This is a genomic window from Shewanella cutis (genome assembly GCF_022410515.1).
Classification (GTDB): domain Bacteria; phylum Pseudomonadota; class Gammaproteobacteria; order Enterobacterales; family Shewanellaceae; genus Shewanella; species Shewanella cutis.
Map to the genome: position 1 here is coordinate 94,730 of NZ_JACSDI010000013.1, position 8,521 is coordinate 103,250.

5 protein-coding genes are annotated in these 8,521 nt (G+C 48.2%); 1 reads left to right on the top strand and 4 read right to left on the bottom strand.

All coding sequences use genetic code 11. The features are described from left to right. Positions 1-58: 58 nt before the first annotated feature. Positions 59-796, top strand: a complete 738-nt coding sequence (locus H9J30_RS15870; RefSeq protein ID WP_240131868.1) for a YciK family oxidoreductase — start codon at positions 59-61, stop codon at positions 794-796. 90 nt (positions 797-886) lie between these two features. On the opposite strand, the gene H9J30_RS15875 is transcribed toward H9J30_RS15870, so the two are convergent. From H9J30_RS15875 to H9J30_RS15890, 4 genes are all read right to left on the bottom strand, one after another. Continuing rightward, positions 887-1,858: an exo-alpha-sialidase gene (locus H9J30_RS15875; RefSeq protein WP_240131869.1), complete on the bottom strand. Its 972-nt coding sequence runs from the start codon at positions 1,856-1,858 to the stop codon at positions 887-889. Between the two features lie 102 nt (positions 1,859-1,960). Beyond that, positions 1,961-2,836 (bottom strand): 23S rRNA pseudouridine(2605) synthase RluB, encoded by an 876-nt coding sequence (gene rluB, locus H9J30_RS15880; protein WP_011072841.1) that lies wholly within the window; start codon positions 2,834-2,836, stop codon positions 1,961-1,963. Between the two features lie 216 nt (positions 2,837-3,052). Then, on the bottom strand, positions 3,053-7,621 hold the full coding sequence (gpJ, locus tag H9J30_RS15885; RefSeq protein ID WP_240131870.1) for a TipJ family phage tail tip protein: 4,569 nt from the start codon (positions 7,619-7,621) through the stop codon (positions 3,053-3,055). Between the two features lie 4 nt (positions 7,622-7,625). Then, positions 7,626-8,252 carry a tail assembly protein gene (locus tag H9J30_RS15890; RefSeq protein ID WP_240131871.1) on the bottom strand — a complete coding sequence of 209 codons (627 nt, stop codon included), beginning with the start codon at positions 8,250-8,252 and terminating at the stop codon, positions 7,626-7,628. Between the last annotated feature and the right edge of the window lie 269 nt (positions 8,253-8,521).

Here is an 8,521-nt window from a genome sequence, read left to right on the forward strand (position 1 = left end):
TAGCAGTTCGGCGACTCTAGAAGTGGCGGGCATTTTCGCCAAGAGGAATAAAAGGCTCATGTTGGAATATCAAGCAGCAAAAGATTTACTCAAAGGTAAAACCATTCTGGTGACAGGTGCGGGTGCTGGTATCGGTCGCGCGGCAGCTATCGAATTTGCCAAACACGGCGCCACCGTGATTTTACTCGGTAAAACGGTCAAAAAACTCGAAGCCGTTTACGATGTTATCGAACAGGCGGGTTACCCAACGCCAGCGATCGTGCCGCTGGATTTAAAGGGCGCGACCGAGCAAAACTACCGCGATATGGCCGAAACCATAAGCGAGCAGTTTGGTCACTTAGATGGTTTACTCCACAACGCCAGTTTACTTGGTGCCCTAGGTCCGTTTGAACACATCGATATTCCATCACTCGAAGATGTACTTAAAGTCAATGTCACCGCACAAGTGATGCTAACCAAGGCATTGCTGCCAGTGTTACGCCAAGCCCCAAGCGCCTCGATTATCTTTACTTCAAGTAGTGTTGGCCGTCAGGGCCGCGCCTACTGGGGCCCCTATGCCTTCTCTAAATTTGCCACCGAAGGCATGATGCAGGTACTTGCCCACGAGTGCGATGGCACTTCAGTACGGGTTAATAGCATTAATCCTGGAGCCACTCGCACCGAAATGCGCGCCAAAGCCTATCCTGCTGAAAACCCATTCGATTTGAAAACGCCCGAAGAGATTATGCCAACCTATCTGTATTTGATGGGACAGGATTCTAGCGAGATCAATGGCCAGCAATTTAACGCCCAATAACGGATGCTTGTTTAACATATCGCGTTTTCAGTGCGTAAGTTTTTAGATAGAACGAGTGTAGAAAGAAGGGAGCTTATCGCTCCCTTATTTTTAACTCTGACCAAGTTTGATTTTGGCGAAGTAAATCATGGTTTTAAACTTATCTTGCGCTTTATCGCCCCGAGTATCACTACTCTCCAAATCAGAAACCATTGCCTGCTCATGGCTGGAGTAATAACTGACTAAAAGGTCGTCACCGTCAAGCACAATGCCGGCATAACTGGTATCTCCCTGCGAAGGTAACGTGAGCCACTCATGAATAGCGCCCGTCTCTTTATTTATCTCAATAAGTGCTGTGCGAATGTTCCCTTCATAAAGACGCACAACCGCCATTAAGCGGGATTGGTAGACAAACATCACTGGCCCACCAATGCGTTTATCGAGTGTCTGCCATTGCCACTGATTAAAGGGCGGTAAGCTTTGCCCTAACAAGCCTAAAAACTCATCGCTCCAAACAGGATCGCGCCTTAACAAACAAAAACAGCACTGTTGGTGAAATACCAGAGAACTTTCATTCACGTAGCCCTGATTGTTAAAAACAGGCATCCAAGGCGTAAATTCAACACTGTCATCACTTTTATATAAGCGTGTATCGCCGTCTGGGCCAGCCCGATATCCAACACCATAGAGAGAGTCTTGATAGGCACTTAAACGCCATAACCAGTAGCCTTTATCAGCCACCGCCTGTGGTGCTGACCAATGCACGCCATCTTTCGAACGCCATAAGTACGATTGCAAACCCGACTTATCATGGTATGTACCGCCCCCCAACAACAATAATTCCCCTCTAAATTCGATTAATTTGCCATCCCGTAAATCGGCTTGAGCCGAAGTCAGCAGCGCCACACTTTGCCAAGTTTCCCCTGCATCATGGGATCGAAGAATACGCAATGCGCCATCGGGAGACACGTGTGCTGAGCCTTCTCGAAACACACAAAATAATGTCCCTTGGTATAACACCAGATCGGTAAAGGCATTATGCTCACCTTGCTCCCAAATTCGCTTGACTGATACTAGCTCCATCGCTTATCTCCTCGTCACCAATAGGCTTGTTATAGCATAACCACCAGATACAGAAAGCAAAAAAGGCCGCTAGCGGCCTTTTAACTGGGTAACATCAACCTATTAACTGCGCTGACGTGTCGGCTTAGCTTTAGGCGTTGCTGTCACTTTATGCTTACGCACCGCGCGGCGGATTTTGGCACTCTTCACCTGTGCACGGGCCACGCTGTGTTTATCGGCAGCCAGCATAGTGCGAGTTTCAGGCTCAAGGCCCGCCAGTTGACGCAGATAGTTAACTTGTTCTATCGGCAATTCAATCCAACCACCACGGGGTAAAGATTTAGGTAATTCCACCATACCGTAGCGCACACGGATAAGACGGCTAACCTGCACCTCTTGTGATTCCCATAAACGGCGTACTTCGCGGTTACGGCCTTCACGTAGACACACGTGCCACCATTGGTTCATGCCCTCACCACCCGCAGCTTTAATGGCATCAAACTGCGCCATACCATCTTCTAACATCACGCCGGTACGCAGACGTTGTACCGCAGCCTCTGGAACTTCACCAAAGGTACGCACCGCGTATTCGCGTTCAACTTCGTTAGACGGGTGCATCAAGCGGTTTGCCAATTCACCATCAGAGGTAAACAGCAATAGGCCTGAAGTGTTGATATCCAGACGGCCTACCGCAACCCAGCGCGAATCACGCACTTTAGGCAAGCGGTCAAACACAGTTGGACGACCTTCAGGGTCCTTACGGCTACAAATCTCACCTTCGGGTTTGTGATAAGCCAGCACGCGGCAAATCACATCATCGGCGGACTTAAGCGATATGGCTCGACCATCGATACGTACTTTTGCATCGGCTTCGATCCGATCGCCAAGATTGGCAATCACGCCATCAATACTAACTCGGCCTGCAGCAATCCATGCCTCCATCTCACGACGGGAGCCATGGCCTGCACGGGCCAAGACTTTCTGCAATTTTTCACTCATTAGTTATATCTTCAATAAAATTCTTTTTGAAAACAAGGGTTTTGTCACCTCGCATTCTGTATATTTTGTTTGCATGTACACAGCCATGTACACAGTTCCAAAAGTGGTGTAATTATACGTTAATTGCAGTTAGTCGTACAGTGAGCCCTATTTTAATGAATGTGAAATACAAACTAACATTAAAAGCCTCATAAAATTAATGAGGCTTTTAAACATCTATTGCTCTGTTGACACTAGAGTTAGCGTTTGATTATTTACGATACCATTGTGAAATGGTCTCGTGTGACTTGATACATATACTCTATATGTTACATCACTTGTTGAATTACTTAAGTTGTCGCTGATAGTTACACTCCCTGAGCAACTATAAAAGACTTTATAAGTTGGGGGGATGTTTTCATCATTTGTAGTTTTTTCCACATTGCCAGTTAGTGTAATGGCCGAGCCAGGGACATCAACCCAGCTACTACCGACAAACCGCTGAACTTTCATAGTAATGACTTCTGCATTTGTCAAATTGCCGGGATCGACAGCTTCCTCATAACTAGCAGTGCAGTTGTATGAAAAAACCAAGTTTTTTGTTTTTCCATTCGTTCCAAATGGCCCAATTGTTAGCGGGCTAGTTGCAGAGGTATAGATTGTTTTTGTTGTGTATGATGCTCCATTTTTTAACACCCCAGCGCTTAGCGTACCCCCAAAGTATGCATCGCCACCGTTAGTTCTGTAGGTTATAGCATTCGATTTTGAGCAGTTTGAGATATCACCTACATCTGGACCATACCAGTCAATAAACTCTTTATTAACGCCAAATCCAGCGCCATAAACAGATAGATATCCTCCTTGTCTTTGTATTAGCACTTTATTTTGCAACTCCCCGATGAAAGCAGAGTTCATGAAAACCTGTCCATTCTCTACAACGAAAGGCGTGGTAATGGTTGATGTGCCAGTAATTTGATTCACAATGGCAAAACGATCTGCAGTAAATAGCACCTGCCCCTGCATGCCTTCTGGCGTGTTCTCAACGCCTATCGCCATGCCTGCGCCGTAGTATTTACCGTCAGCCGTTACCCCAACCTTAATCGAGTACATGGCTTGCAGCTTGCCATCTAGCTCAGCTAATGCCGTTGATGTTTGCTGTACAGCGGCAGTGTTAGCGCCTGCTGTGGCCTGCACAGTATCAATGCGTTGCCCAAGGGCGCTGTCGGCATTAGCACGGGCTGTTTGTTCTTGCTGGATTGCTGCCGTGTTAGCCCCAGTTGTGGCTTGTACAGTATCAATGCGTTGGCCTAAAGCGCTGTCGGCATTAGCACGGGCTGTTTGTTCTTGCTGAATTGCTGCAGTGTTAGCACCAGTTGTGGCTTGTACAGTATCAATGCGTTGGCCTAAAGCGATGTCGGCATTAGCACGGGCTGTTTGTTCTTGCTGAATTGCTGCAGTGTTAGCACCAGTTGTGGCTTGTACAGTATCAATGCGTTGGCCTAAAGCGCTGTCGGCATTAGCACGGGCTGTTTGTTCTTGCTGGATTGCTGCAGTGTTAGCACCAGTTGTGGCTTGAACGGTATCAATGCGTTGGCCTAAGGCGCTATCGGCATCTGCACGGGCGGTTTGCTCTTGCTTAATTAAAGCCGCATTGCCATTGACTGTGGCTGAAATGCTGATTATTTGGTTTGACAATGATTCATCAGCAGTAGCTCTAGCAATTTGCTCTGTGATGATGGCGGCAGTGTTTTTATCAATACTGGCTGAGACTGCATCAATACTTTTTGCTAAGGCTTCATCGGCAGCGGCTCTTGCATATTGCTCAGACCAAACGCCAGCAAAAACAATCGTCGATCCTGCATTCCACCCAATATCTCCAGCTAATGGCGGATTTACTTGAGCAAATATTCCATCAATCCGTGATGACTCCGCAGTAAGTTTGCCGTCAATGATTTCAATTGAAGTTTCAACGGTATCCACTCGCACAGTTAATGCGGCAAGCGCCTCGCCGATGGTTGAATACTCGCCTATTTTTGTCCAATAAGTCGCGTTTGTTGGTAGTGTTCCTGCTGGAACATCTTGCTTAGCCGAATACAATTTGCCCTGATATTTGACCAATTGCCCACTGAGATAAGCTGTATTGCTGTCCCAGTCTGGCGCCCCTGCAATGTCGGCGATATCAGCTTGCATTTGCTCAATTTTGCTCTGTGCAGTTGCAATATCATTCTCAATTTCGGGAATTTTATCTGTTTCGACTTTAATGACTGGGATTAGCTCAATCTCTGATAGCAGCTCCTGCCCGAGTGCTGATGATGTGATGCGCTCGCTAAAGTACTCGTCATATTTGGTTTGGTCGGTGGAGCTTTGGCCGTTTACAAAGTTAGACCATGGGCCCACGTTGCCTGTGCGATCCACTAACCGCGCTCTAAACCAAAAGCTAGCGCCGGCACTAAGCCCTGTCATGGTGTGGCTGTTTAGCGGATAGGAAAAATCACCCAGCTTGATCATACCACTGTCGTTATTGTTGGGGCCGTACTCAATTTCGGTGCGCAAGGTATCCTCTGCACCAGCAGGGAATAACCAATTTAACGCAATGCCAAACACTAACGGCGTGGTGGTGAACGAGGCCACCGCTGGCGGTAATCCGGTTTTGCCCGTGATATTGGTTAGGTCGGATAATTTAGGCACTGACGACACATCGACTGAGTTGATTGCGCGAACTCGAGCAAGATATTGCCCGGTGTAAACGCCGCGAATATCAACCGAGGTACCGCTGGTTTTTGGCAACTTAACCCACTCGCCTGAGTCCTTGCGCCACTCCACTTCGTAAGCCACTGCATTTTTAGCCGTGGCCCACTGAATCGTCATAGTCGTGACTGACAGCGTTTGCTCAGTGAATGTTGATTGGGTAATGGTCACGCTAGCCGGCGCTTGTTGCGCCCCCACTGGCAATTTACTAATTGGCCGATCTTCTAACCTTGCGCCTGTATCAATGTATGGATATTTGCTGGGGTTATGTTCAACCGCAGTGATTTCGTACTCAATGCTATCGCTATTGGCCTTGGCTACGCGCAGCACTCTAAATTGCTGCAGCTTTAGCTCGTCTGACTCAACCGACCATAACAGCTGTGGCAATGGCGTTTCGCTGTATTCGGTGGTTACCGTTACCACACGGCCATTAACGGCCTCAATGGTGCGAGCCTGCGCTTTGCCGCTGGGCAAGTTGATGATGAGGCGATCATTAACCGCGATAGTGGCCGCACGGTCCAAGGTGATCTGTTTGCCGTTAACCGCTGAGATGCGCCCACCAATACGGCTACCAGCAATCAGTTGATCCGCTACGCCAATCACATAACCAGGTAGTGGGATGCTGCCATCCATACCCACTTTAAAATTAACCGCGCGGTCATTGTTATTGGTATAGATTGCCCACTTTCCGCGTCGCTGGGCTTCTGATTCGCGAGTGCAACCTAATGCCGCTAGCTCCACCACATTGTCACCATAGCGGCGCTGTAAGGCTTGATCAGATACCGAGGTAACATCGGACTCATAAGCGTTATCTGGATTATCCCAACTGACCAAGGCGCGAGTGTATTTAACCTTTTCGCTGCTGGACGAATAGCTAAATTTACCGTCGATCACGTTGGCATTGGTGTATATAAAATCCATATCACGTGGCATATCGGCCACTGAATAGATTTGGCCGTTTGACCAATAGGTCATGCCACGATAGATAGACGCCAAATCGCGCAGCACTTGCCACGCCTCTGTTGCCTGCTGAATATAAATATTGCAGATATAGCGAGGCTCCGTGCCGCCTTTGCCGTTTGGCACCAGCTGATCGCAATATTGGGCAATTTGGTAAAGCTCCCACTTGTCCACCAGCGACGCATTGATCCGCTTGCCTGTGCCAAAGCGGTCATCGAGGATAATGTCGTAACTAACCCATGCTGGATTATCTGTCCATGCGATTTTAAAACTACCGTCCCAAACGCCCGTATATTCGCGGGTAAGCGGATTATAGTTTGTTGGTACCCTTACCTTGCGCATAAAGGGTTCGCACGACACCACTGGGATATTCTGAAATTGGCTGGCGTCAAACTCAACATACAACAATGCCGTGTTTGGGTACTTTAGCTTGCGGTCAATCACATCGGTGATTGCCGAAATTTGCATCAAGTCGGCCACACGGTTGTTGTTTTGGTTTGGCGTTAAGCGGCGAATACGGATCTGCCAACTGTTACCCGCAGGCAAGTCAATACGATGGCTGCGCTCATAGGGCTGAGTGGTTTTGCCGTCAACCGCTGTGCTTAATACGGTTTGATAGCTACCGCCATCGGTAGAGAGATCAATAGCGTACTCAATGCGATAGCCGTTAACATCACCGTTATCAAGTTGCTGTTGCAGCGCTGGCCAGCGAAAGCGCACACGAACAGCAGAGAGCACGCTATTAGTAATCGCTCTGGTGTAGGGCTGTTCTGACTTTAACTCAATCCCTAATGCCACTTCGTTTTCAACCGAGGGCAAGCCAGGTATATAGGTTTGATGTACAGAACCCGGACGAAAATCCCAAATTACACCGGGGAAGTTTTCAGCGCCATTGGCATCGAGCAGAGGTGTGCCATCTAAAAACACATTTTGGCCTGATAATTGGCCCTCAAACTCGCCCTCCCCAATCGCCAGCAGGATTTTAGCTTTGGCAATGGAGCGCAGATCATCTGGAGACTCAACCGGAGTACGCTGCTCGCTTTCGCCTGCTTTAGCCCCATGGATAACGATTTGTTGTTTTAATGCGGGAATACCCATTTAGTTAAGGCTCCTGTTGATTGCCGCCGTTGCTGCCGCCTGATTGAATTGCTCGCTTAGTAGTTGCAATGTCTTCTGCGTAAATCCCTGCGCTAATAATCGCGCCACCCACTCGGCGCTTACCGTAGCCAATGCCAACAGGGTTACCTGCTGCAGTAGTGTTAACCGCGCCACCAAAGGCATAGCTTGGCGCGTTCTCGGCGGCTTCCCTGCCCTTTAGTCCTTTGGCTTGGGGAGAAAGCATTTGCACCACGCCACCCGCGACTAAACCCACACCAGCCTGCACTAACCAGCCTTGGCCAAAGTACACACCGACAACAATCATTACAGCGCCTAAAATCGTCTGCAAAATACCGCCTCGCTTGCTCCCTGCGATTACAGGCACAATGCGGATTTCATTGGTGCCGGCTAAATCAAATTCATCCTGTCCAGTGTTGCGGCCATTGCGGAAAATCGCATAACGCAGGCCGAGCTTTGCCTGTTCTTTGATGAATAACTCAAAGCCGTCGAGTGTGTTTTTAAGGGCGCTAAAGGCTTCATTTGTTGTGCCAGTTTCTAGCAAGCGCTGATGAACGCGGCCAAACTTAGCCGCCAGTGAGCCTGATAGCTTGATCGTGGTGAGTGTACTCATGATTTTCCAGCGTGATTAATGGGATTTACTGAGGATTTAAAACAAGGTTAAGCATTAGATGTAAAACATGAATTTTGACAGCAGCAGCCGATTTTATTTGCTACCAAACATCGATTTTAACCCATGTCGCAGTACTTAATGGATTGGTTATCATAATCCTGAAATTGACATATGAAGTACTATCCCCGTCTGCATAGATTACACCCTCGAACCACGAGTTGCTGTTGATTGTAGAACCCATAGTGGCGACAGTCCCGCCATTGACAATT

Bases quoted from the DNA above. Each gene is read 5' to 3' on its own strand.
- gpJ (WP_240131870.1), bottom strand. From the start codon at position 7,621: ATGGGTATTCCCGCATTAAAACAACAAATCGTTATCCATGGGGCTAAA.
- H9J30_RS15870 (WP_240131868.1), top strand. From the start codon at position 59: ATGTTGGAATATCAAGCAGCAAAAGATTTACTCAAAGGTAAAACCATT.
- rluB (WP_011072841.1), bottom strand. From the start codon at position 2,836: ATGAGTGAAAAATTGCAGAAAGTCTTGGCCCGTGCAGGCCATGGCTCC.
- H9J30_RS15875 (WP_240131869.1), bottom strand. From the start codon at position 1,858: ATGGAGCTAGTATCAGTCAAGCGAATTTGGGAGCAAGGTGAGCATAAT.
- H9J30_RS15890 (WP_240131871.1), bottom strand. From the start codon at position 8,252: ATGAGTACACTCACCACGATCAAGCTATCAGGCTCACTGGCGGCTAAG.